This is a genomic window from Kribbella sp. NBC_00662, from assembly GCF_041430295.1.
Taxonomy (GTDB): Bacteria; Actinomycetota; Actinomycetes; order Propionibacteriales; family Kribbellaceae; genus Kribbella.
The window spans coordinates 368566-391100 of record NZ_CP109029.1 but is presented as its reverse complement, the minus strand read 5'-3'; the positions used below and the strand labels follow the sequence as shown (position 1 = coordinate 391100).

26 protein-coding genes are annotated in these 22535 nt (G+C 68.4%); 13 read left to right on the top strand and 13 right to left on the bottom strand.

The window, feature by feature from the left end:
- Positions 1 to 5 precede the first annotated feature (5 nt).
- Genes OHA10_RS01900 through OHA10_RS01885 form a run of 4 tightly spaced genes read right to left on the bottom strand, consistent with a single transcriptional unit; the run spans position 6 to position 4112 of the window.
- A complete protein-coding gene (locus tag OHA10_RS01900; protein WP_371404426.1) occupies positions 6 to 821 on the bottom strand; it encodes a carbohydrate ABC transporter permease in 816 nt (271 codons plus the stop codon).
- Positions 818 to 1759 (bottom strand): carbohydrate ABC transporter permease, encoded by a 942-nt coding sequence (locus OHA10_RS01895; protein ID WP_371404425.1) that lies wholly within the window; start codon positions 1757 to 1759, stop codon positions 818 to 820. The genes OHA10_RS01900 and OHA10_RS01895 overlap by 4 nt, the downstream gene beginning before the upstream one ends.
- A 5-nt stretch (positions 1760 to 1764) precedes the next feature.
- Positions 1765 to 3060, bottom strand: coding sequence for a sugar ABC transporter substrate-binding protein (locus tag OHA10_RS01890; RefSeq protein ID WP_371404423.1), 1296 nt, complete (start codon positions 3058 to 3060; stop codon positions 1765 to 1767).
- 11 nt (positions 3061 to 3071) lie between these two features.
- Positions 3072 to 4112 carry a LacI family DNA-binding transcriptional regulator gene (locus tag OHA10_RS01885; protein ID WP_371404422.1) on the bottom strand — a complete coding sequence of 347 codons (1041 nt, stop codon included), beginning with the start codon at positions 4110 to 4112 and terminating at the stop codon, positions 3072 to 3074.
- A gap of 116 nt (positions 4113 to 4228) precedes the next feature.
- Between OHA10_RS01885 and OHA10_RS01880 the strand changes: the two genes are divergently transcribed.
- Positions 4229 to 4804, top strand: a complete 576-nt coding sequence (locus OHA10_RS01880; protein WP_371404421.1) for a histidine phosphatase family protein — start codon at positions 4229 to 4231, stop codon at positions 4802 to 4804.
- Between the two features lie 6 nt (positions 4805 to 4810).
- Here OHA10_RS01880 and OHA10_RS01875 read toward each other — a convergent pair whose 3' ends face one another.
- Positions 4811 to 5377, bottom strand: coding sequence for a TetR/AcrR family transcriptional regulator (locus tag OHA10_RS01875; protein ID WP_371404420.1), 567 nt, complete (start codon positions 5375 to 5377; stop codon positions 4811 to 4813).
- Positions 5378 to 5466: 89 nt separating this feature from the next.
- Here OHA10_RS01875 and OHA10_RS01870 point away from each other — a divergent pair, with 89 nt between their 5' ends.
- Positions 5467 to 5889: a DUF4267 domain-containing protein gene (locus tag OHA10_RS01870; protein ID WP_371404419.1), complete on the top strand. Its 423-nt coding sequence runs from the start codon at positions 5467 to 5469 to the stop codon at positions 5887 to 5889.
- Here OHA10_RS01870 and OHA10_RS01865 read toward each other — a convergent pair.
- A complete protein-coding gene (locus tag OHA10_RS01865; RefSeq protein ID WP_371404418.1) occupies positions 5865 to 6617 on the bottom strand; it encodes a GNAT family N-acetyltransferase in 753 nt (250 codons plus the stop codon). The two genes, OHA10_RS01870 and OHA10_RS01865, sit on opposite strands and share 25 nt — an antisense overlap.
- 17 nt (positions 6618 to 6634) lie before the next feature.
- Positions 6635 to 7456, bottom strand: a complete 822-nt coding sequence (locus OHA10_RS01860; protein ID WP_371404417.1) for an NAD(P)H-binding protein — start codon at positions 7454 to 7456, stop codon at positions 6635 to 6637.
- An 85-nt stretch (positions 7457 to 7541) separates the two neighbouring features.
- Between OHA10_RS01860 and OHA10_RS01855 the strand changes: the two genes are divergently transcribed.
- Positions 7542 to 8252 carry a helix-turn-helix domain-containing protein gene (locus OHA10_RS01855; protein ID WP_371404416.1) on the top strand — a complete coding sequence of 237 codons (711 nt, stop codon included), beginning with the start codon at positions 7542 to 7544 and terminating at the stop codon, positions 8250 to 8252.
- A 1-nt stretch (position 8253) separates the two neighbouring features.
- On the opposite strand, the gene OHA10_RS01850 is transcribed toward OHA10_RS01855, so the two are convergent.
- Positions 8254 to 8652, bottom strand: coding sequence for an NUDIX hydrolase (locus OHA10_RS01850; protein WP_371404415.1), 399 nt, complete (start codon positions 8650 to 8652; stop codon positions 8254 to 8256).
- A 104-nt stretch (positions 8653 to 8756) separates the two neighbouring features.
- On the opposite strand from OHA10_RS01850, the gene OHA10_RS01845 reads away from it, so the two are divergent.
- From OHA10_RS01845 to OHA10_RS01815, 7 genes are all read left to right on the top strand, one after another.
- On the top strand, positions 8757 to 9638 hold the full coding sequence (locus OHA10_RS01845) for a PHP domain-containing protein (RefSeq protein ID WP_371404414.1): 882 nt from the start codon (positions 8757 to 8759) through the stop codon (positions 9636 to 9638).
- On the top strand, positions 9635 to 10252 hold the full coding sequence (locus tag OHA10_RS01840; protein ID WP_371404413.1) for a MarC family protein: 618 nt from the start codon (positions 9635 to 9637) through the stop codon (positions 10250 to 10252). The genes OHA10_RS01845 and OHA10_RS01840 overlap by 4 nt, the downstream gene beginning before the upstream one ends.
- Position 10253: 1 nt before the next feature.
- Positions 10254 to 11144 carry a RecB family exonuclease gene (locus tag OHA10_RS01835; protein WP_371404412.1) on the top strand — a complete coding sequence of 297 codons (891 nt, stop codon included), beginning with the start codon at positions 10254 to 10256 and terminating at the stop codon, positions 11142 to 11144.
- 91 nt (positions 11145 to 11235) lie between these two features.
- Entirely contained in the window at positions 11236 to 12081 is an 846-nt protein-coding gene (locus tag OHA10_RS01830; RefSeq protein WP_371404411.1) for an alpha/beta fold hydrolase, read from the top strand.
- Positions 12082 to 12326: 245 nt separating this feature from the next.
- A complete protein-coding gene (locus OHA10_RS01825; protein ID WP_371404410.1) occupies positions 12327 to 13124 on the top strand; it encodes an ABC transporter permease in 798 nt (265 codons plus the stop codon).
- A complete protein-coding gene (locus tag OHA10_RS01820) occupies positions 13117 to 13932 on the top strand; it encodes an ABC transporter permease (protein ID WP_371404409.1) in 816 nt (271 codons plus the stop codon). Before OHA10_RS01825 ends, OHA10_RS01820 begins: the two co-directional genes overlap by 8 nt.
- 1 nt (position 13933) lies before the next feature.
- Entirely contained in the window at positions 13934 to 14887 is a 954-nt protein-coding gene (locus tag OHA10_RS01815; RefSeq protein WP_371404408.1) for an ATP-binding cassette domain-containing protein, read from the top strand.
- A 6-nt stretch (positions 14888 to 14893) separates the two neighbouring features.
- Here OHA10_RS01815 and OHA10_RS01810 read toward each other — a convergent pair whose 3' ends face one another.
- On the bottom strand, positions 14894 to 15205 hold the full coding sequence (locus OHA10_RS01810) for a hypothetical protein (protein ID WP_371404407.1): 312 nt from the start codon (positions 15203 to 15205) through the stop codon (positions 14894 to 14896).
- The gene (locus OHA10_RS01805; protein ID WP_371404406.1) at positions 15202 to 16011 is read right to left on the bottom strand and encodes a hypothetical protein; all 810 of its coding nucleotides are present in this window, start codon (positions 16009 to 16011) and stop codon (positions 15202 to 15204) included. Before OHA10_RS01805 ends, OHA10_RS01810 begins: the two co-directional genes overlap by 4 nt.
- Before the next feature lie 193 nt (positions 16012 to 16204).
- Between OHA10_RS01805 and OHA10_RS01800 the strand changes: the two genes are divergently transcribed.
- Together OHA10_RS01800 and OHA10_RS01795 are read left to right on the top strand one after the other, a co-directional pair.
- The gene (locus OHA10_RS01800) at positions 16205 to 16732 is read left to right on the top strand and encodes an RNA polymerase sigma factor (protein WP_371404405.1); all 528 of its coding nucleotides are present in this window, start codon (positions 16205 to 16207) and stop codon (positions 16730 to 16732) included.
- Positions 16729 to 17775, top strand: a complete 1047-nt coding sequence (locus OHA10_RS01795) for a hypothetical protein (RefSeq protein WP_371404404.1) — start codon at positions 16729 to 16731, stop codon at positions 17773 to 17775. Before OHA10_RS01800 ends, OHA10_RS01795 begins: the two co-directional genes overlap by 4 nt.
- Here OHA10_RS01795 and OHA10_RS01790 read toward each other — a convergent pair.
- Positions 17772 to 18653 (bottom strand): alpha/beta fold hydrolase, encoded by an 882-nt coding sequence (locus OHA10_RS01790; protein ID WP_371404403.1) that lies wholly within the window; start codon positions 18651 to 18653, stop codon positions 17772 to 17774. The genes OHA10_RS01795 and OHA10_RS01790 overlap by 4 nt on opposite strands.
- A 61-nt stretch (positions 18654 to 18714) precedes the next feature.
- Between OHA10_RS01790 and OHA10_RS01785 the strand changes: the two genes are divergently transcribed.
- On the top strand, positions 18715 to 19467 hold the full coding sequence (locus OHA10_RS01785; protein ID WP_371404402.1) for a ParA family protein: 753 nt from the start codon (positions 18715 to 18717) through the stop codon (positions 19465 to 19467).
- Here the strand turns inward: OHA10_RS01785 and OHA10_RS01780 are convergent.
- Complete coding sequence (locus OHA10_RS01780) at positions 19461 to 20369, bottom strand: DUF4349 domain-containing protein (RefSeq protein WP_371404401.1); 909 nt, start codon at positions 20367 to 20369, stop codon at positions 19461 to 19463. The two genes, OHA10_RS01785 and OHA10_RS01780, sit on opposite strands and share 7 nt — an antisense overlap.
- Before the next feature lie 86 nt (positions 20370 to 20455).
- Positions 20456 to 22390 carry a DEAD/DEAH box helicase gene (locus OHA10_RS01775; protein WP_371404400.1) on the bottom strand — a complete coding sequence of 645 codons (1935 nt, stop codon included), beginning with the start codon at positions 22388 to 22390 and terminating at the stop codon, positions 20456 to 20458.
- Between the last annotated feature and the right edge of the window lie 145 nt (positions 22391 to 22535).

The following is a 22535-nucleotide window of genomic DNA, read 5'->3' as shown; positions in this document are numbered from 1 at the left end:
GTCTCCTATTTCAGTCCGGTAATGGCAATGCCCTTGGTCACGTGGCGCTGGAAGGCCAGGAACATGACGAGCACCGGCAGCACGACCACGACCGCGCCGGCCATCAGCAGGCCGTAGTTCTGCGCGTTCTGTCCGGTCGAGTACAGGGCCAGGGCGACGGGCAGGGTGTACTTGTCCTCGGTCTGGGCGATCACCAGCGGCCAGAGGAAGTTGTTCCAGGAGCCGAGGAAGGTGAGGATGCCGAGCGTGGCCAGCGCGGGCCTGGTCAGCGGCAGCATGATCCGGGCGAAGATGCCCAGCTCGCCGCTGCCGTCGACGCGGCCGGCGTCCATCAGGTCGTCCGGCAGCCCGAGGAAGAACTGCCGCATCAGGAACACGCCGAACGGCGAGACCAGGAACGGCAGGATCAGGCCGGGGTAGCTGTTCGCCAGCCCGGCGTTGGTGACGAGCACGAACAGCGGGACGAACGTGACCATGCCCGGGATCATCAGCGTCGCCATCACCACGACGAACAATGCGTTGCGGCCCTTGAACCGCAGCTTGGCCAGCGCGTAGCCGATCATCGAGCAGAAGGTCAGGTTCCCGGCTGTCACTACCAGCGCGACCAGCGCGGAGTTGAGGAAGTAGCGCGGGAAGTTCGCCTTGCTGAACAGGTCGTCGTAGTTCTGTGTGGTCGCGTCCTGCGGCAACCACGTCGGCGGGACGCGGAGCAGTTCGCCCTGCGTCTTGAAGCTGCCGAGCACCATCCAGAGGAACGGCGCGGCCACGGCCACCAGGCCGAGCACCCCGATCAGGTAGATCCACCAGGTACGGCGCATCATTTCTCCCTCAGCAGCCGGAACTGGATGAACGTGATCACCGCGATGACGACGAACAGGATGTACGCCATCGCCGTGGCGAGTCCGTAGTTGCCGAAGCCGAACTGGTTGTAGGTGTACATCGAGACCGAGATCGTGCTGTTCAGCGGACCGCCCTGGGTCATCACGAACGGCTCCTCGAAGAACTGCAGGTAGCCGATGCCGGTGGTCACGCTGGTGAACAGGATCGTCGGCCTGAGCAACGGCATGATCAGGTAGCGGAACCGTTGCCAGGAGCCCGCACCGTCGATCTGACCGGCCTCCTCGACCGACTGCGGGATGCCCTGCAGGCCGGCCAGGAAGATGATCATCGCGGAGCCGAAGTTCCGCCAGACCGCCATCGCGATCAGCGACGGCATCGCCCAGGTCTTCGACGCCAGCCAGTTGGGCCCGTCGATCCCGACCCAGCCGAGCACGGTGTTCAGCAGACCCGAGTCAGGTGCCAGCACGAACCGCCAGATCACCGCGATCGCGACGATCGAGGTCACCACGGGCAGGTAGTAGCCGACCTTGAACAACGCCTGGAACCGCTTGACGCCGCGGTCCAGCAACACCGCCGCCGCGAGCGCGACCACCAGCGTCAGCGGTACGCCGAGGACGACGAAGTACGCCGTGTTGAACGCCGCCTTGCGGAAGGTCTCGTCCTGGAACGCCTTCACATAGTTCCCGAACCCGACCCCGTTCACCGCGAACGGCGTCCGCAGATCCCGCTGCTTGATATCGGTAAAACTCATCCCCAACGAGCCGAGCACAGGCCCGGCCGTAAACGCGAGGAACAACAGAACGAACGGCAGGACGAGGATCCAGGCTGCTGCGGACTCCCGGCTGATTTTCCGGCGCGGGCGCCCGGGCGGCGGCGTACGCCGTACCGCCCGGGTCTCCCTCTCCGTGACAACAGTCATAGGAATCAGCTGCCGCCGGCGCCGATCTGGGTGGCCTTGGTTTGGATGGCCTTGGCGGTGTCGGCGGGGGACTGGCCGGCCTTGGTCATCTTTTCGACCTCGGAGTCGAACTGCGCCGCGATCTGCTCCCAGTTCACGATCGCCGGCGGGGCCTTGGCGTCGTCGAGCTGCTTGCCGAAGACCGGCAGCAGCGGGTCAGAGGCGATGCTCGGGTCCTGCCACGCACTCTTCACGGCCGGCAGGTCCGACGACATCTTGAACCACGACGCCTGCGTCTTCGCGTCCGACAGCCACTTGACCAGCTTCCAGGCGCTGTCCTTGTTCTTCGACGACTTGAACACCACGAAGTCCGACCCACCGACGAACGACGTCGCGGTCTTGTTCTTCGGCAGCTGGAACACACCGATGTTCGGCTTGATCTTGTCCCCGCCGGCCTTCGCCACCGATCCGGCCATCCACGGCCCGGAGATGAACATCGGCACCTGCCCGTTCACGAACTGCGCCTCGGTCTGGTTCGGCGGCAGGTCCGTCCCGGCGAGCTTGTCGGTGAAGAAGCTCTGGTAGTACTTGAGCCCCTCCTGCATCTCCGGCGTGTCGAACGTGAACGACTTCTCGTCGTCACCGGTGATGTTCGCCCCGGCCGACCACGCGAACGGCATCACCGTCTGCCAGGACCCGGTACCGCCCGGCTGCAGGTTGATCCCGTACTTCGCGCCGGCCTTGTCCTTCATTGCCTTGGCCATCGCCTTCAGCCCGTCCCAGTCCGTCGGGGGAGTGCTGAAACCGGCCTTCGCGGCGAGATCCTTGCGGTAGAACACCAGCCGCGTCTCGACGTACCACGGAACGCCGTACTGCGTCCCGCCGACCTTCGTCGTGTCCAGTGCGCCCGGGTAGAAACCGGAGTTGTCGAACCCCTGCGGTGTCGGGTCGAGCGCGCCGAGGTCGGCGAACTCACCCATCCACGTGGTGCCGACCATCGCGGCGTCGGGCAGCGTGTTCGCGGTGATCGCGGTGGTGAACTTGCTGTGCGCCGCGTCCCACGGGATCGGCGTGACGGTCACGTTCACGCCCGGGTTGGCCTGCTTGAACTGCTCCATCAGCTTGGGCAGGTTCTCGCCTTCGGTGCCCATCGCCCAGACGGTCAGGTTCCCGGTCGCTGGACCTTCGCTGACCGTCGTGGTGGACTGCGCACCGGCGTCCCCGGAGTCGCTCGACCGGCCACAACCGGCGAGTGCCAGCGCCGTGGCGGTGAGTGCAACGCTGCCGATCACCAGCCGGCGGCGGATGCTGTGGGTGAACATCTGTTGTCTCCTCATCTGTTACTGCGGAGTTCCTTCTGCATCCCCCGGTCGGTGCCGCAGCTGTGCCGCAGCACCACTTCTGTTGCCAGTACGTCGTTCCGTGCGCGCGACCGTTCACCGGTCACTCGCTCATGCAGTCGTTGCGCGGCGACCCGGCCCAGTTCGGCCATCGGCTGGCGCACTGTCGTCAATCCCGGCGACACGTACCGCGCCGCCATCACGTCGTCCCACCCGGTCACCACGACGTCGTCCGGCACGCCGACCCCGTTCGCGACGAACACCGTCATGGCCGCCAGTGCGAGCTCGTCGTTCGCACACACCAGTCCGTCCGGCCGATTGGTTGCTCGTAGCAACTTCTCCGCGACGGTCCGGCCGGCTTCCTCGGTCAGCGGGACCCGAACGGGCTCGGGCGCCCGCAGTCCGCGGAGTTCGTGTGCCTTGGCGAATCCCGCGTGCCGCTCGGCGACGTCGTACCCGCCGGCCGGGTCACCGACGAAGAGCAGGTTGTGGCGGCCGTGGTCGAGCAGCCGGGTCGTGAGTTGCTCCGCGCTGGCCGCACTCTCGGTGCGGACCGAGTCGCAGCCACGGACCGGCGGGTGCGCGATCAGTACCAGCGGTACGCCGGCCTTCCGCAGCCCCTCGAGCGCGGGCAGGTCGAGAGCGTTGCCATGGACAACGATCCCGTCGACGCGACCGGCCAGGTCCATCACGGTCCGGCGCGGGTCCGGGTTGCCGTGCGTCACCGTGATGATGACGCTCTGACCGTGCTCGCCGGCCCAGCGTTCGTACCCCATCAGCAGGTCCCCGTAGAACGGACCGGCGAGGTCCGGCAGCACGAGCCCGTGCGCCTCGTGCCGTTGTACGGCGAGACTCCGGGCGGCGCGCAACGGTACGTAGTTGAGCTCCTGTGCGGCCTGGTCCACCCGCGCCCGTGCCTTCGCCGAAACCGGTCCGGTCCCTTGCAGGACACGCGAAACCGTCGCGATCGACAGCTTCGCGAGGGCCGCGACGTCGTAGATCGTCGCCGGCCGGCCGGTGGGTCCGGATGCCACGGTGCTCACTCCTGAGGGGAAAGTGGAAGCGCTTACAGTTTCGATACCCTGCCCTGGATCGTTCAAACGGTCAAGGGTTCGTGCTGCATCGGCCGACGGTCTGCGAGGATGCTGGCGTGACCACACAGGAGCGGGACGACCGGGTCTTTCTGGTCCGGCACGGCGAGACCGAGTGGAGCAAGTCGGGCCGGCATACTTCCGTGACCGACCTCCCGCTCACGCCCGAGGGCGAGCGGGTCGCGGCGGGTCTGAAGGAGCGCCTCGCGGGGGAGTCGTTCGACCTGGTGCTGACCTCACCGCGGCAGCGCGCCCGGCGTACGGCGGAACTGGCCGGCTACCCCGACGCCGAGGTCGACGACGACCTGGTCGAGTGGAACTACGGCGACTACGAAGGCATCACCACCGCGGAGATCCGCAAGACCGTCCCGGGCTGGACGGTATGGGACGACCCGGTACCCAACGGTGAAACGCCGGCCCAACTCACCACCCGGCTCGACCGGGTCGCGGCCCGCATCGCCGCCGTACCGGGAGATGTCCTGGTCTTCGGTCACTCCCACGCCCTCCGCGGCCTGACCGCGCGCTGGCTCGAGCTCGACGTCACCGAAGGCCGTCATTTCGTGCTGAACACGGCCACGCTCTCGACCCTCGGCTGGGAACGAGGATCCCCCGCCATCCTGCACTGGAACAGCTGAACGGTCTCAGCTGAAGGTGGCGACCAGGAGGTCGACGCGGGCCTCGCGGTGATCGGAGCGCAGGCGAGCGCCGTGACCCAGGGTCGCCAGGCCGTGGAGGGAGCTCCAGAACACCTCCGTGCGCGTCTCCGGGTCGTCGGTGGCGAACGGCTCCACCGCGGCGCGAATCTGGTCGAAGGCGTCGATGAGTGAGGCCGGCGTCTCGGACCGGCCGAACTGGAGATCGGTCCGGCGGACGAACATCGCCTCGTAGACGGCCGGGTGCTGGTCGGCGTAGTCGAGGTAGCCGTGCGCCAGCGCGCGCAGTCCGTCCGTGTCGTCCTTCGCGCTCGAGCGAGCCGCGCGGAAGACCTCGGTCAGCTCCTCGATGCCTTCGAGCGCGACCGCGTCGGCGATCGCGTCCATGTTCTTGAAGTGGCCGTAGAGGACCGGCTGGCTGTAGTCGACGGCTTCGGCCAGGCGGCGGGTGGTGACGGCGTCCCAGCCTTCGGACTCGGCGAGGTCGCGGGCGGCGCGGAGGATCAGGGTACGGCGCTCCTCGCGGGCCCGCTCGCGGCGTGTCTGGGTCGGCATAAGCCAGATCCTAGCACTGCTAGACAATCTAGCGGCGGCAGTGTTAGCGTTGCTAGAAAAGTTAGCGCTGCTAGATCAAGGAGACCCTGATGCGCCGCTTCACCACCGTCCTGACCGTCCTGCTCGGCATCTTCCCGCTCACCTTCGGCTCGTGGTTCCTGTTCTCCGGGCACGGTGCTGCTGCCGGATTCGGGATCGACCCCTGGCCGACCGGTGTCGCGGCCGGATATTTCGGCGTGAAGGGGATCCGTGACATCGTCACCGGCCTCAACATCCTCGCCCTGTTCGCGCTCGGTCAGCGTCGCGCCACCGGCGTGCTGATGGCGATCTCCACACTGATCCCGATCACCGACATGATCATGGTCCTCAGCCACGGCGGGACGGCCGCCACCGCGCTCGGGGTCCACGGTCTGACCGCGCTCGTGATGCTGGTCGACGTGAGCCTCCTGCTCCGCGAGCGCCGTACCGTCGAGGCCGTCGAGGCTCCTCAGCCCGTCGGAGCCCACTCGTAGAGCTCGATCGTGCAGTACTCCCGGAACCCGAGCCGCTCGTACACCGACCGCCCGGCCGGCGATGATTCCAGTACGGCGTACTCCGCGCCCGCGTCGCGGAGTGCGCCGCACGTGATCGCGGCGCCGATCCCGCGGCGGCGTACGTCCGGGACCGTCATCACGAAGTACAGTCCGGCGACGCCCGCGCCGAGGAAGACCGTCGCAGTGCCGACCGGCACGCCGTCGAGCCAGCCGATGTAGTGCTGCCACGGGTCGTCGTACCCGAGCTTCTGGTAGACCGATGCGACCCACCGGGCCTCGCGCTCGCCCTCGCCGAACCCCTGGCCGAGCGTCGACTCCCACACGGCCAACGCATCGTCATCGCCGACTCGCGTCAACGACAACCCGGGGACTTCGGCCGGGACCAACTCGTCGATCCGCACAGCCATCCCCGGCTCCGAGCCGGCCGCGGCAAATCCGGCCAGGATCGCGTCGCGAGAGATCTGCATCGACGGACCGACGTGCCAGTTGCCCGGCACCCCGTGTTTCTTCAACAGCGCAAGGGATTCCGCGACCGCCCGTTCGTCTGCCGCCGCCACGACCGCGTTGTGATAATCGATGGGCGAACCACCGATCGTCCATCGCGCAACGGCGTCATCCCGTTGTTCGCCACCGCCCGCGGCCCCCATCGCCATCAGCAGTTCGGCCGCGTTGTCCTCGATCGCCCGCACCAGCTCAGCGTCGTCCATCCGCCAAGTCTCGCCGATCACGCGAACGCAGCGCGATTGCTTTCCACCCACCCACGGAACGTGCCCGCCGGCCGCCCGAGCATCTGCTCCACGTCCTTCGTCACCGTCCGCTCCCCACCGTCCCGCACCAGCGCGGCCCCGCGAACAGCAACCGACACGAATCCCTCGTCCAAACCCGCCGCCCGCAACTGCTCCGCATGGACGTCCAGCGGTACGTCGACCATCCGCAACGCCTGGCCGAATACGTCCGACATCACCGCGACCTGATCCGGCACGCTCAGCAACTCCGGCCCGGTCAACGTGTAGGTCTGCCCGTCGTGATCGCCCGAGACCAACGCGGCCGCCGCAACCGCCGCGACATCACGCGGATCGACGAACGCGTGCTCGCCGTCCCCGGTCTGGTTGGGGATCGGCTGCCCGGCACGGATCGCCGGCAGCCACCGCAGTACGTTCGACGCGAACCCGGTCGGCCGCAGGATCGTCCACGCCAGCCCACTCTCCCGCACCGCGCTCTCCCCGGCCGCGTGCCAGTTCCCGGGCAGCTCTTCGTCGGTCGTCCCGATCGCCGACAGCTTGACGATCTTGCTCACGCTGCTGCCGACCGCGGCCGCCACCATGGCCTGATCGTGCTGCGGTACTCGAGGTCCCGGCGCACTGAGCAGGAACACCGTGTCCACGCCGTCGATTGCCTTCCGCAACGAATCCGGATCCTCGAAGTCCCCTGGGACGAAACCAGGGAGCTCCCTACGCGTCATGCCGACGGCCGGGATGCCGCGGGCAACCAGTTGACGGAGGAGCTCACTGCCGATGGTGCCGGTCGCACCCGTAATCAGGATCATGCCGCCACCCTGACCGACCCGGCCTGCCACGAGATAGGAACTTTCGGTACTACGGTCCGCCCGGCCGACTGGCTACGCTCGAAGCGTGCAAGACCCGTGGATCGAGACCGTCACCCTGAAACCCGCGATCACCCCCGTCACCGTGCTGCCGCCCGACCCGGCGACCACGGTGGTGTGGCGGATGACGCGCGCGGGGGAGAGCGACGTACTCGTCGCAGGACCGCGGACGAAGGCGTCGTACCACGTGACGAAGGAGCTGCCGGTGTGCGTGCGGCTCCGGATCCGCATGGGGCGCGTGATGACGTTGCTGGGCACAGCCGCGGACGAGTTGGTCGACCGGACGGTCCCGCTCGAGGACGTCATCGGCCCGTCGGACCTCCCCGAGCGCCTGGTCGCCTATCGTGATCTGCCCGCCGAGGCAGCTGAGACTCTTCGGGGCTTCCTGGTGGATCACTTGCCGTCTCGGCTGCCTGGGCGGCTGGATCTGGTGACCAACGCGGTCGCTGAGCTGTCTGACGGGATGCAGCCGCGGGTGGCCGAGACAGCAGCCGGGCTCGGCGTGAGTGAGCGCTATCTGCGGCGCGTGTTCCGTGAGGACGTCGGTGTGTCACCCAAGCATTTCGCCCGGATCGCGCGCGTGCGCAGCCTGATCGGTCAGGCCCGTCGGCCGTGGGCCGACACTGCGGCGTACGCCGGGTACTCCGACCAGTCACATCTGATCGCGGACTTCCGCTCGTTGATGGGCGTCACGCCGACAGCGTTCGCTGCCGGCCAGGTCCCGCTCAGCAGTTGCTGAATCAGCCTGGCAGCGCGTTCCACTGTTCCAACGTGGACACGAGCAACATCGTCGTGGACAGGGCCAGGAACTCCGACCGTGTGACGTACCGCGCGTCCGTTGCGTCGTCACCCGCCGTGAGCGTCCCGCCGACGGCTGTCGCCTCGTAGTCGCGGATCACGTACAGCTGCCCGCGCGGACCGGGCCGTTCGACCTCGCCGACCAGGTCCCCGACCTCGACCGTCAGCCCGGTCTCCTCGGCGACCTCGCGCGCGACCGCGGTCGGGTCGTCCTCACCGGGCTCGACCCGGCCGCCCGGGATCGACCACAGCCCCCGGCCCGGATCGTGCGCCCGCTTCACCACGAGCAGCCGGCGCCCCTCGTCGTACACGAGGGCTCCCACACAGTCGACGCGCTCCATGCACCCGAAGGATAGGCGTTCTGTGCACAACTGCCAGGGCCGAAGGCTGAACGCCTATAGCATCAGCGGTGACACTTTGACCGTCGAAGGGATCCGGACACCTCGTGCGCATCGACCTGCACACCCACTCGAACCGCTCGGACGGCACCGATCCGGTGCCCGTTCTGATGACGCACGCGCAGCAGGCGGGGCTCGATGTGATCGCGCTCACCGACCACGACACGGCCGACGGCTGGGTCGAGGCCCGGCAGGCGGCGGAGGAGCTGGGGATCGGGTTCGTGCCGGGGATCGAGATCTCGTGCAAGCTCAACGGGATCAGCGTCCACCTGCTCGCGTACCTGCCCGACCCGTCCTACCCGGCGCTCGCGAACGACCTGCAGGTGATCCGCGACGGCCGCACCGACCGGATCCCCACGATCGTGGCCCGCCTGAACAGCATCGGCGTGCCGCTGACCGTCGAGGAGGTCCTGGCCCAGGCGACCGGTACGCCGTCCGTCGGCCGGCCGCACGTCGCCGACGCGCTGGTCGCCAACGGCACGGTCGCGAACCGGACCGAGGCGTTCGACCGGTATCTCGCCGACGGCCGCGCCGGTCACGTTCCGCATTACGCCCTCGAGCCCGGTCACGCGATCGACCTGGTCCGCGAGGCCGGCGGCGTACCGGTGATCGCGCATCCGTGGGGCCGGTCCAGCTACAAGGTGATGACCGAGGAGAACCTCGCCCACCTGGTCGAGGACCACGGCTTGGCCGGTATCGAGGTCGACCACCAGGACCACTCGCCCGAGTCCCGTACGGCGTTGCGCGCGATCGCCAACAACCTCGGCATCTTCTACACCGGCTCGAGCGACCACCACGGCGCCGGCAAGATCGACCACGAGCTGGGCGTCAACTCCACCGAGCCGGAGCAGTTGGAGCGCCTGCTCGAGACAGCGAAGAACAACGCGGCCGCCTCCGGTGCACAGGTTCCCGAGGCCTACCTTCCGTGAACGGTGTCATCAACTTCGGGCTGCTCAGTGAGGTCGTCGTCACGCTGTTCGTGATCATGGACCCGCCGGGCACCGTGCCGGTCTTCATCTCGCTCACCGCCGGCCAGTCCCGCGCGGTGCGGAAGAAGGCGGCCTGGCAGGCGGTGCTGGTCGCGTTCGGGGTGATCGTCGTGTTCGCGGCCTTCGGTCAGCAGATCCTGCACCACCTCGGCATCACACTGCCCGCGCTGCAATGTGCGGGCGGTCTGCTGCTCCTGCTGATCGCGCTGCAGTTGCTGACCGATACCGCCGAGGACCCGGTGCAGACCAAGAACGTCAACATCGCCTTCGTCCCGCTCGGTACGCCGTTGCTCGCCGGACCGGGCGCGATCGTCGCGACGATGGTGTTCGTGCAGCGGGCGAACGGATCGCTGCCGGACGTGGTCGCGATCTCTGTCGGCATCATCGCGATCCACATCGTGATGTGGCTGACGCTACGGTTCTCCGGCATCATCATGCGGATCCTCGGCGAGAACGGCGTACTGCTCGTCACCCGGATCGCCGGTCTGCTGCTGAGCGCGATCGCCGTCCAGTTGGTGGCCGACGCCGTCACGGACTTCATCAAGGCGGGCTGACGTGGACGACCTACTTCCCGGGATGCCGACGCGGCTGTTCGTCGCGACGCCGACGAAGTTGCTGACGTTCGCGGACTGCAAGCGCAGGTATCGGTACACCTACCTCGAGACCCCGCGCCCGCCGAAGGGTCCGCCGTGGGCGCACAACACGGTCGGTGCGATCGTCCACGAGGTGCTCGCCGACTTCTTCGGGCGCTGGCCCGCGGCCCGCCGTACGCCGGACGAGGTCGTCGCGAAGATGCGATCGAGCTGGCGGAGCGAGGGGTTCCGTGACGAGCAGCAGTCGCTGGACTGGCGCGACCGCTCGACCGAGATGGTCATCGGGTACCTCCGGGACACCGATCCGTACTACGAACCACGCGGAGTGGAGCGCACCGTTGCCTTCACCACCGAGCGGGCCTCGTTGCGTGGACGGGTCGACCGGATCGACGAGCGCCCGGCCCGCGACGGGAGCGGTGGAACCGAGCTGGCCATCGTCGACTACAAGACCGGGCGCCGTCCGCTGACTGCCGTCGATGCGCGGTCGTCGCTGGCGATGGCGCTGTACGTGCTCGGCGCCCGTCGTGTGCTGCACAAGCCGTGCACCCGCGTCGAGCTTCACCACCTACCGACGAACACCGTCGCCGCGGCCGACCACGACGAGGCGTCGCTCGGCCGGCATCAGAAGCGGGCGGAGTCGATGGCCGACGACGCGGCGGCCGCCGAGGCACGCTGGCGCGAGGGCCTCACCCCGGCCGAGGCCGACGAAGCCTTCCCGCCGGAGCCCTCGGCGCTGTGCGGCTGGTGCGATTTCGCGAAGATCTGCCCCCAGGGCCGCCGCGAAGCACCGCCCCGCGACCCGTGGGCAGGCCTCGACGACGGCGACCAGGCCCCAATCACCGAGGCCGGCTGACCGCCAGCTGCCCGGGGGCGTCTCAGCGGCGTGTGCGTGCGGTGCCAGTGGGTGGGTGAACCCTGATGGTGGACGAAAGGGGTTCGCGAGAATGGGTGCGAAGACTGTGAACAAGCTGGCGGTGCCGGGGGCAACGCTGCATTACGAGGTCACCGGCTCGGGGCCGGTGCTGCTGCTGATCGCGGGCGGTGGGACCGACGCCGGGGTGTTCTCCGGGATGGTCGGGCAGCTCGCGGCGGAGTACACGGTCGTCACGTACGACCCGCGCGGCAACTCCCGCAGCCGGTACGACGGTGACCCGACGGACGAACGGGTCAAGCAGTCGGCCGAGGACGCGCTCGCGCTGATCGATGCAGTCGGCAGCGGCGCTCGGGAACCGGCGTACGTGTTCGGTAGCAGCTCGGGCGCGATCACCGGCCTCGAGCTGATCACGCAGTACCCGGACCGGGTCCGGATGCTCGTCGCGCACGAGCCGCCCTGCACCGAGGTACTGCCGGATGCGGACGACGCCAGGACCTTCTTCGGCGAGGTGTACGAGACCTATCGCGCGGACGGGCTCACCGCGGCCGACGTGGTGTTCATGATGGGCACCGGGACGGCCGACGACGCGATGCCGCCGCTGGAGGACCTACTGCCGGAGTACCGCGAACTCGCGGAGCGGATGCAGGCGAACGCGGCCAACTTCTACGAGCACAAGCTGCTGCCGTTCACCCGCTACGAGCCGGATCTGGACGCGTTGAAGCGGGTCGCGGACCGGATCGTCCCGGCGGCCGGCCTGGACTCGCACCAGCACCTGCCCGGGCGGCCGATCGAGGTCATCGCCAACCACCTCGGCTGGCCGGTCGTGCTGTTCCCGGGCGGGCATGGCGGGTACTCGAGCCACCCGGGTCCGTTCGCCACCCACCTGGCGCATCTGCTCAAGACCGATACGGTCTGACCCGCGGCCACCGGTCCGGGTGCGAGTCTGAGGGGTCTCGCACCCGGACCGGTTATTTGTGTTGACGCTTCCGCGCGCCGCGGCGTACCGTCCGTTCTCTGCCCTTGACAATCGGTGTGGTTCATCCATGCCTTCACAGTGGTGTCCGTACCCCCGGGGTCCTGATGATTCCGGGGCGGTTTCGCGTGCCGCTGTGCTCATGACCGGTTCTCGGACACCACTCGATGTGCGAGAGGAGGTAGCGAATGGGCGTGTACTGGGCGATCGCAGTACGGTCCTTCCGGCGGTTCTCGACGTACCGGATCGCCACCGCGTCCGGCGCGTTCACGAACACCGTCTTCGGGTTCATCCTCTGCGGTATCTACCTGACGCTGTGGCACGAGCGGCCCGGCCTGGGCGGGTACGACACCGCGGACGCGCTCACGTTCGTCTGGCTGCAGCAGGGGCTGCTGATGCCGGTCGGGATCTGGGGCGCCACGACGACGGGGGAGCTGGGGGAGCGGGTCCGCAGCGGCGAGATCGCGGTGGATCTGTACCGGCCGACGCACCTGTTGCTCTGGTGGCTGTCGGTGGATCTCGGGCGGGCGATGTTCCAGTTGCTGGTGCGCGGCGGGGCGCCGTTGCTCGTCGGAGCGCTGGTGTTCGACCTCAAGTTCCCTTCAACGCCGTCGGCGTGGCTCGCGGTCGCGGCCGGCGTGTTCCTGGCGATCCTGGTCAGCTTCGGGATCCGCTACCTGGTCGCGCTGTCCGGGTTCTGGATCACCGATACGCGGGGGATGGAGCAGCTGGCGCTGGTGCTGTCGACGTTCTTCTCCGGGATGATCCTGCCGCTGGTGGTGTTCCCCGGTGCGATCGGAGCCATCGCCCGGGCGACTCCGTGGGCCGCGACCATGCAGGTCCCGATCGACATCTGGCTCGGCCGGAACCCGGGCGGGACCGGTTCGGCGCTGCTGTTCCAGCTCGGCTGGATCGTGGTGCTGCTGCTCGGCGCGCAACTGGTCACGTCGGTGGCGACCCGGAAGGTGGTGATCCAGGGTGGTTGAGCGGATCCTCCGGGCGCCGTCGCAGTACTGGATGCTGATCATGATGTGGGTGCGGTCGTCGATGGCGTACCCGGCGTCGTTCGTGCTGATGCTGTTCAGCTCGATGGTGCTGACGGTGATGGACTTCGTCGCGATCGTGCTGATGTTCAGCCACATCACGTCGTTCGGCGGGTTCTCGCTGGCGGAGATGGCGTTGCTCTACGCAACGGCCTCGATCACGCTCGGGATCGCGGACCTGTTCACCGGGTCGATCGAGCGGGTCGGGGAGCGGATCCGGACCGGGACGTTCGACGCGTACCTGATCCGGCCGGTGCCGGCGTTCCTGCAGACCGCGGCCGACGGGTTCGCGTTGCGGCGGATCGGCCGGCCGTTGCAGGCGCTGGTCGTGATGGTGTTCGCGTTCAGCCGGCTCGACGTCGAATGGACGGTTGCCCGCGGCATCATGCTGGTGGTGTCGATCGCCGCCGGGACGGTGATCTTCGGGGCGATCTTCGTGCTCGGGGCCGCGTTCCAGTTCGTGTCGGTGGATTCGGCGGAGCTGGCCAATTCGTTCACGTACGGCGGTCAGACGTTGACGCAGTACCCGTTGGCGGTCTTCGGGAAGGAGATCGTGCGGGCCGTGACGTTCGTCGTACCGCTTGCCTTTGTCAACTATTACCCGGTGCTGTACCTGCTGGGTAAGCCGGCCCCGCTGGGGTTGCCGTCCTGGATCGGCCTGCTGTCGCCGCTGGTCGCGGTCGTCATGGTCGCGCTGGCGTCGCTGGCCTGGCGCGGCGGTCTTCGTCGCTATCGCAGTACAGGGAGTTGAGATGCCTGTCATCGAGTTGTCGGATGTGTCGCGGACGTTCACGGTCACGTCGCGGGTCGGGTTGCGGCGTACGAAGCGTGAGGTCCGGGCGGTGGACGGGATGTCGTTCACCGTCGAGCCGGGGGAGGTGATGGGCTACATCGGCCCGAACGGCGCCGGGAAGTCCACCACGATCAAGATGCTGACCGGGATCCTGGTGCCGTCGGGCGGCTCGATCCGGGTGGCCGGGGTGGATCCGTCGCGGCACCGGTTGAAGCTCGCGAAGCGGATCGGGGTGGTGTTCGGGCAGCGTACGACGCTGTGGTGGGACCTGCCGTTGAAGGATTCGTTCGCGGTCCTGCAGAAGATGTACGACGTACCGCTGGCGCGGCATCGGGAGAACCTGGCGACGTTCGTGGAACTGCTGGATCTGGGCGATCTGCTGGACGTTCCCGTTCGTCAGTTGTCGTTGGGCCAACGGATGCGCGGCGACATCGCGGCGGCGCTGCTGCACGATCCCGAGATCGTCTACCTGGACGAGCCGACCATCGGCCTGGACGTGATCAGCAAGGCCCGGTTGCGCGAGTTCCTGGCCGAGATCAACGCGGACCGCCGTACGACGATCATCCTCACCACCCATGACCTCGACGACATCGAGGCCCTCTGCACCCGGGTCATGGTCATCGACCACGGCCACCAGATCTTCGACGGCACGCTGGACGGACTGAAATCCAGCCAGTCCGCTCCCCGCACCCTCGTCGTCGACCTGGCAACCTCCCTGCCCCCGATCGAGATCGACGGCGCCACCGTCATCAAGGTGGACGGGCCCCGCCAGCACCTCACCTTCCCACCCACCACCAGCGCGGCCCCCCTCCTGGCCCAGATAGCCGCCAACTACCCCCTCGCAGACCTCTCCGTATCCGAACCCACCATCGAATCCGTCATCACCCAGCTCTACGCCCCGACGACGTCGTAGCCGGCTCTACTCGGTGTAGCCGGCGGCTATGGAGAGTACGTCGGTGGGGTCGAGGGGTTTCGGGTCTGCGCGCCAGGCGATGAGGGAGTCGGAGTGTTCGTCCTCGTCGAGGGTGCCGACGCCCTGGCTGATCAATCGCCGGGCGTCGGCAGGTCCGATCGGCTCGTAGGTGAAGGCGCGCTCCATGTAGTAGTCGTTGCGCAGGGCATTGTTGTCGTGGAACTTCCCGGTGTTCGCGACGTACGAGTACATGTGCTCGTGCGCCAACGCCGCCACCCACACCAGCCGTTCGTCGTCTTTCACCAGGTACAGCTTCATCGCGCGATCCCCTCGCGTCGGTCCCGATCTGTCGCTGGTCGGCGTCGTGATTCCGTCGCGCCAGGTCGCCGGTTGGTCACCATCTGTCTGGAGTCACTGTAGTTGTTGACCTTGACGCGCCGACCGCCCAGCTCTGTGAGGGCGTCGATCCCGGCCGGCGCGCGGAGTTGCGCGGATGCCTCAATGCACTTCTCACGGGCAGCCGTCCGCTCAGCGTCCGAGGTGCTGAGGCTGCGTTCGACTTCGTACCAACGCGTTGTGAGCTCCTTGACCTCGGCGGAGCTGACTGAATGCCACTGAATCTCGAGCCGATCGATGTCCGGCGTACGGAAGTGGGCGTGGACGCCCTTGTACCGCGAGCCGTCCGTATAGGAATGCATCGCGTACAGGACCCGCCAGCCGTGATCGGTCAGCGCCTCGGTGGTACTGCGGGTCGACGCGACCAGTTCGTCGGGTGATTCGGTCAGCACGGTGTACCGGAGCAGGTCCTCGACCTGGTTCCGGTTGTTCGCATCGGACCAGGTCCGGAGCTTGCGTGCCAGCGACTCCGGCGACTTCACCCGGCGGCTGAGCTGGTACGGCGAGCTGCCCGTCGGAATCGAGGCGAGGAACTGGGCGGTGACCCGCGGTTCGATCTCAGCAGTCCGCTGGAGCAGTTCGAGGCTCTTGCGGGTCGCCTTCATGCCGTACCGGCGGGCGATGTCTGTCGGCGCGAGTGAGTCGTCGCCCCAGTCGAGTGGCCGGCTGGCCTCGAAGGCCCGTCGGAGGGCAGCAAGGTCGGGTGGGTGGTCCGGCGCGCTCGGCATCTGGTCCCCTGGGGCGGTTCGGCGTCTTTCTTCGACCGTAAGGAGCTGGGGACGGGCTGTGGGGTGGATTGTTGGATTTGTGGATAACTCGGGTGGGTTACGAAGTGGGGTGGGGGGTGACGTTGGGGGTGGTGGGGTCGTTGAAATGCGGGTAAGGACCCAACCGGGCGGGTGATTCGGGGGTAGAGAAGGTATGCCGACGATGACGGGTGAGCCGGTGGCTGGGGTTACGGTGCCGCCTGGGGACGGGCCCGGGTTCGCGGAGTGGGTGCGGCCGCATCTGGGTGCGATGGCTCGGTTGGCGGCGCGGCTGGCGGTGGGGGCGGATCGGGACGACATCGTCCAGGAGGCGCTGGCGCGGGCGTGGGCCAAGCGGTCGCAGTACGACGTGAGCCGCGGCACCCCGTCGGCCTGGCTGCTCGCGATCACGGCCGACCAGGCGCGCAAAGCGGTACGCCGGATGCGCGGCTCGCACCTGTCGTTGATCGACGCGCCCGACGCCGCACCGGTGTCCCGTCCGGATCTCGACGCCCTGATGGATGTCGACCAGGCGATCATGACGCTGTCCGACCGTCAGCGGCTCGCCGTGGACTGTTACTACTTCGCTGACCTGTCGATCGCCGACACGGCCGCAGTCATGGGCTGCTCCGAAGGCACCGTCAAGTCGACCCTCTCGGACGCCCGCTCCCGGCTCCGCACCTTGCTGGAGGTCACAGAATGAAGCCGACCGACGAGATCGACGACCTGCTGACGCGGGCAGGCGCTCGGTGGCGGGCCGAGCAGGAGACGCCGCCGGAGCCCGACCTGGAGTACATGCTGACCGGTGGCCGCAGACCCCGCCGCCGCTGGGTCCCCGCGCTCGCGGCCGCAAGTGTCGCGGTCATCGCGGCCGGCGTACTCATCGTGCTGCCCAGCCCGGCCAAGGACCCCACCGCCGCGGTCGGCAGCCCGCAACCGTTTGCCCAGGGCAACCACCAGCCGAACGACGAGCTGCTGGTCGAACCCGGCGACAAGGTCCAGGTCAGCGGCCGGATCATCGCCGTCCCCGGCAAGACCCCGGTCTTCTGCGCGCCGCTCGCGGAGACGGCGATCGGCTACCCGCCCGGCAAGGAACCGGCGCCGAGCTGCCCCGACGAGTTCGCGGTCAAGCTGAACGGCCTTGACCTGGACCAGGTCCCAGGTCTGAAGACGATCAAGGGTGTTCGCACCGGAGGCGCGACCGTCACCGGTCTCTGGGGTGATCGATCGATCGACGTACAGCAGCAGTCGCGCGAGATCACGCCGCCGCCGACAGCTGAACCGAAGCTTCCCTGTGCGGCGCCGCCCGGTGGCTGGCCGTCGAAGCCGAGCAACATCTACTCCGCCCCGGTGCGGGCGTTCCTCGCCGCCAACGCCGGTCAGGTATACGGCCCGATCACCTTCTACCCGAACGGGAGGTCCCGCAACGCACCGGTCGTGATGATGCTCGGCGTGGCGCACGGGGATGTTGCCGCGGTCCGCGCAGCCTTCGAGAAGGTCTACAGCGGCAACCTCTGCGTGACTTCTGTCCTGATGAGTGAGGCCGACAGCGACCGGGTCCGAGAAGCCCTGGACCAGATCGTCACCAAGAAGGATCTCGGCGTGTACCAGAGCGGCGGCGCCGGCATGATGGGCGGCCCCGCACCGATCTCGCTGCTCGTCTACACCGAGCAGGTGAAGGCCGCGCTAGCGCCGGTCGGCCTGGACCTGCTCGACGTCCACTCAGACGTCCGGCCGGTCAGCTAATCGGCCTGCGTGGTCAGGCTCGGGTAGTCGTGGAAGAAGTCGACGAGCAGGCGGGCGGTCGCCGCCGGCTGGTCGATGGCCGGTGAGTGACCGGCGTCGGGGACGACCTCTGCCTCGACGCCCAGCGCTGCGGCCATCGCGTGCTGCACGGGGATCGGCCAGCCGTCATCCGTCTCGCCGTGCATCACCTGCACGCGTACGCCGGACTTGGCGAGCTGCTCCGTCTTGTCCTCGGCGTCCGTCAGCCGGCGGGTGATCTCGGCGAGGCTGAGCGGCACGTTGCTGGTGAACCGCGTCCGGAGGAAGGCGGCGACGTCCTCCGGCGGGGCGACGTACCCCGGGGTCTCGCGGTCGTGCCCGAGCTTCAGGTCGTACACCTGCTCGATCGGCAGGTTCTCCAGCCCGAACGCGAGCATCTGCAGGCTCTGCAGCGTCTGCTCGTCGGTGAACGCACCCGGCCCCGAGCACATCAGCGTGATCGTCGAGAACACCGACGGGTCGGTCAGCACGGCCTCACGCGCCACCAGTCCACCGAACGAGTGCCCGACCAGCTGGCTGAACCCACCGAGCGCCTTGCTCATCGCCACCACGTCCGCGCCGAGCTCAGCCAGTGAGTACGCCGACTTGTCCGCCGGACCGGTCGTCTCGTACTGACCACGCTGGTCGACCGCCACGGTCCGCCACCCGTAGCGGCACAGGTGGTCCACCAGGGGAGTGAAGTCCTCTTTGCTGCCCGTCCACCCGGGAACGAGCAGGACGGTGCCGAGCGGTGTACCGATCTCGGGCACCGCGGTCAGCGTGGCGAACGAGCCACGGTCGGTCTCGAGGGTCACGGGGTGCACCCCGTGCGGGAGCGTCAGCGTACGCGGCGTACTCACAAGTAAAGAGGGTAACTGCTCCGCTGTATCAGGCAGTTCAACGGTGCGGCACAATGGCCGGGTGCCTCGCACTCTCGCGGTTGCCAATCAGAAGGGCGGCGTGGCCAAGACGACCACTGTCGCCACGCTCGGCGCAGCCCTGGGCGAGCTCGGCCAACGGGTGCTGCTCGTCGACCTGGACCCGCAGGCCTGCCTGACGTTCTCGGTCGGTATCGACCCCGAGGACCTGGACAAGTCGATCCACCACGTGTTGCTCGGCGGCGTGAAGGCGCGGGACGTGCTGGTCGAGTTCGACGACGCGCCGGACCTGGTGCCGGCCACCATCGAGCTGGCGAACGCCGAGGTGCAGCTGGCCCGCGAGAGCGGTCCGGAGCAGGTACTGCGGACCGCGCTGCGGCCGCTGCGCTCGTCGTACGACTGGATCATCGTGGACTGCCCGCCGACGCTCGGTCTGCTCACCGTGAACGCGCTGTCCGCAGCATCCGACGTCCTCATCCCCTTGCAGTGCGAGACTCTGGCACATCGTGGCGTAGGGCAACTACTTGACACGGTGCACGACGTACGGCGGCTGACCAACCCCGGCCTGCGCGTGCTCGGCGTCCTCCCGACGCTGTACGACGGACGCACGACCCACGCCCGCGCCGTGCTGGAGACGATCGCGGACACGTACTCGCTCGACGTACTGCAGCCGGCAATCCCGAAGTCGATCCGGTTCGCGGAGGCGCCGGCGATCGGCGAGACCGTGCTCAGTACGGCGCCGGCCTCGCCCGGTGCGAAGGCCTACCGGGCGTTGGCCGGCGCACTGCTTCACTGACCGGCGGTCGGCTGCTTCCGCAGCAGCCGGTGCCGGAATCGCCACAGCGGTACGGCGATGATCGCCAGCAGCACGAGGAACGGCAGCATCGCGCCGACCGCGGTCGCCAGCGCGGAGAACACCGCGGTGAACGCGTGCCAACCGCCCTTGAGACCGGCCAGGAAACCCTTGTCCTGTGCGGGTTCCGTCTCCACCGGCGGCTTGCCCTTCTCGGTCAGAGTCAGCGTGAGCGTCGCGAGATCGGTCTGCAGGGAGAGGTTCTTCTGCTTCGCCAGGAGCGCTTCCAGGTCGGACTCGCGACGAGTGAGCTCGCTCTCGACCGAGACGATCTCGGCGATCGTGTTCGCCTTGGTCATCAGCGCCCGCATCCGGTCCAGGCTGGCGCGCTGGGACTCGATCCGGCTGGCGACGTCGACGACCTGCTCGGTGACGTCGGTGGACTCCTGGTGGATCTGCAGACGTTTGCCCAGGTCGGAGAGCCGCTGGATCGCGGTCTCGAACGACTTGGTCGGGACCTTCAGGACGAGGTTCGCCCTGGTGACCTTGCCGTCGGGGTCGCTGCCGGTGTCCTCGGACGAGACCTGGCCGTCCAGGCCGGCGATCGCGAGGACCGCCTTCTGCCGCATGTCCGAGACGTCGTCGCCCTCGACGGTCAGCGAACCGGTCTTGATGATCGCCCGGGTGATCGTCGGGTCGTCGTTCCCGCTCGCCTGGGACTTCCCGGCCTGTGGTTGCGCCGGGGGTTGTGCCTTGGCGTTGCCGTCGGCCGCCTCCGAGCCCTGCTTCTGCACGGGCGCGGCCTCGCTCGTACCGCTGGTGTCGTCGTTGCTTGCCCCACAGCCGGACAGCAGCATGATCCCCGCTGTGGCCAGCACGGCTGTTACCGCTCTGATCCGCCCCATCACCCAGCCCCTCTCTCGTGGTTACCGCCCTAGGACGGCCCAGGCGGGGCTGGGTGTTGCAGCTTCAGATCACCGTTCGGAAACGGTCACTCCGGCGCGCTGAAGATCGGCGTCGTCGCCGGTGCGGCGGTCTTCTTCTCAGCAGCCTTCCGAGCCCGCTTGACCGGCTTCTCAGCCGCCTCGTCCACGGGCTCGGCCTTCGCAGCCGCAGCCTTACGAGTCCGCGTCCGCTTCACCGGCTTCTCGCCCGCCTCGGTCGCGTCTGCGGTCTGCACCTCGGCTGTCGGCTCGTCCGCGCTCACCTCGGCCGGCGCGGTCGCCTTGGCGGCCGTCTTCCGTGTGCGTGTCCGCTTGACCGGCTTCTCGCCCGCGTCGGCAGCCGGGTCTGCGGCCTCGGCAGCCGGCTCGTCTGCGCTCACCTCGGCCGGTGCCGTCGCCTTGGCGGCGGTCTTCCGTGTGCGCGTCCGCTTGGCCGGCTTCTCCGCCACCTCGGCGGCGGTCGCCTCAGCGGCCGGCTCGACTGCCCGCGCCTCGGCCTCGACGGCCGATGCGTCGACGGCCGGTGCCTCGGTCGTCTGCGGTTCCGCCGACTTCCGGGTGCGGGTGCGCTTCCGGGGCTTGCGGTCCTCGTCCTGCACCGCCTCGGTGGCGGGCGGGACGTCGGTCTTCGTGGTGACGTCGGCGAGCTCCTCGACCGGCTGGCCGGCCCGGGTGCGCTTACGCGTCCGGTTGCGCTTCCGCCCCGACCGCGCGCCGTCGCCGTCCGACCGACCCTCGGACCGGCCCTCGGAACTGTTCTCGGAGCGCCCCTCGGAACGGCCCTCCGACCGCTCCGAAGTACCGCCGCGACGGCCCCGCGGTGCGTCCTCACGCGACTCACGCGACTCGCGAGCCTGCGGTGCGCGGATCCGGCCCTTGGCGTCCGACGGGATGCCGAGGTCGTGGTAGAGCTCCGGCGAGGTGGAGTAGATCTCCTGCGGCTCGTCGTACGGCAGGTCGAGCGCCTTGTTGATCACCTTCCACCGGGTCAGGTCCGGCCAGTCGACGAAGGTGACGGCGATACCGCTCGCCCCCGCGCGCCCGGTCCGCCCGATCCGGTGGATGTAGGTCTTCTCGTCCTCGGGGCAGGTGTTGTTGATGACGTGCGTGACGCCCTCGACATCGATCCCGCGGGCCGCGACGTCGGTGCAGACCAGGACGTCGATCTTGTCGCCGCGGAACCGGGTCAGCGCCCGCTCGCGCGCCTGCTGGTTCAGGTCGCCGTGGATCGCGGCCGCCTTGAACCCGCGGTCCTGCAGGTCGTCGGTGAGCCGGGAGGCCTCGCGCTTGGTCCGGCAGAAGATCATCACCCGGCCGCGGTCCTCGGCCTGCAGGATCCGCGCCACCACCTCGGGCTTGTCCAGATCGTGCGCCCGGTAGACGAACTGTGCCGTGGTCGGCACCATCTGGGTGTCCTCGTGCGACTCGGCCCGGATGTTCAGCGGGTGCCGCATGTGCGTCCGCGCCAGCCCGATGACAGCCGACGGCATCGTTGCCGAGAACAACATCGTCTGCCGCAGCTCGGGAGTCTTGCGCAGAATGCGTTCGACGTCGGGAAGGAAGCCTAGGTCGAGCATCTCGTCGGCCTCGTCGAGGACGAGCACCTTGATGTGGCCGAGGTCGAGGACGCCCCGGTTCGCCAGGTCGAGCAGGCGTCCCGGCGTACCGACGACGACGTCGACGCCGTTCTTCAGCGCGTCCAGCTGCGGCTCGTACGCGACGCCGCCGTAGATGGTCAGCACGCGCACCGTACGCACGGTGGACGCGGTGGTCAGGTCCTTGGCGACCTGGATGGTCAGCTCGCGGGTCGGGGTGACGACCAGCGCCTGCGGCTTGCCGGGAGCGGCGAGCTCCTCGTAGTCGGCCTCGCCGGGGGAGATGGTGCGCTGCAGCAACGGAATCCCGAAGCCGAGCGTCTTGCCGGTCCCGGTCCGGGCCTGGCCGATCAGGTCGGTGCCCATCAGGGCCACAGGGAGTGTCATTTCCTGGATCGGAAACGGCTCCACGATGTTGACGCGATCGAGCGCGTCGCAGATCTCGGGCAGCACGCCGAGCTCTCGGAAGGTGGTCAGGCTGATCGCCTCTCACATGCTTGTGCGGACAGATTGCTCAGGGGCCGGGCGCCTT